Source organism: Streptomyces sp. SP17BM10, from assembly GCF_036322405.1.
Classification (GTDB): Bacteria; Actinomycetota; Actinomycetes; order Streptomycetales; family Streptomycetaceae; genus Kitasatospora.
Window position 1 is genome coordinate 1 of the sequence record NZ_JAQYXB010000342.1, and the last position, 997, is coordinate 997.

The 997-nt window shown below is 70.1% G+C and carries 1 protein-coding gene; it reads right to left on the bottom strand.

Features of this window, described 5'->3' with window-relative positions:
* The coding region (locus PUR71_RS02375) for a non-reducing end alpha-L-arabinofuranosidase family hydrolase (protein ID WP_329924611.1) at positions 1–997 on the bottom strand (997 nt) is incomplete at both ends.

The following is a 997-nucleotide window of genomic DNA, read 5'->3' on the forward strand; positions in this document are numbered from 1 at the left end:
GGTGCGGACCAGCCGTTGGGGTTGGTGGGGTCGCTGGAGGTGCGGTAGATGAAGGGCCATTGACCCCACTGGTAGGCGAGGACCCAGATGTTCTTGGGCGCGAAGTAGAACAGGGTGGGCGCCACCGCGTTCTGGTTCATCCCGATCTGTGCGGTGGAGGCCATGTCCGACCAGTTCGTGAAGGGGCTGAACATCATCGAGCCGTACGACGAACCGTTCACGTTCGACGCGTAGACCACGTGCTTGCCGTTGACCACGACGTCGGTGAAGTCCTTCACCGCACCCCACCCGTTCGCGGGCTGGGCCAGCACTCCCGTCGACGACCAGTGGTACGTCGAGGGCAGGGCGCAGGTGCCACTCGGGGCGGGCGCCGTCGCGGTCGGCGCCGGGGTGGACGACCCGGTCGGCCTGAGGTTCCAGTGCTGGTTGGTAGCGCCCCAGGAGTCCCAGATCTGGACGGGCGTGCCGTTGTCCGTCCGGTTGCCCGGGGTCTCCAGGGCCCGGCCGCTCGCGACGTTGGTGAGGGTGAAGGAGCCGTCGCTGTTCCGAGCGGCCCGCCAGTGCTGGTTGGCGCCGCCGTTGGCGTCCCAGACCTGCATCCTCGTCCCGTTGCCGGACCGGTCGCCGGGCTCGTCCAGGACCCGGCCGCTGGCGACGTTGGTGAAGGTGTAGGAGCCGTCCTTGTTCCTGGCGGCCCGCCACTGCTGGTTGTCGGCGCCGGCGGCGTCCCACACCTGGAGCGGGGTGCCGTTGCCGTTCCACCCTGCGGGCTCGTCGAGCACGCGGCCGGAGGCGGCCACCGCGGACAGCGTGTAGGTGTCACCGGAGGCGATGCCCCCGGTCGGCGTGCCGCCGTCGCTGCCTCCGAGGGTGGTGAGGACGGCGCCGTAGGCGGGCTTCTTGGTGCCGTTGCGGTCGAACAGCAGGGGGTTCTCGCCGCTGCGCCAGGAGTCGCTGTCGCGGATGCCCCATACCGTGATGCCGGTGCAGCGGGTGA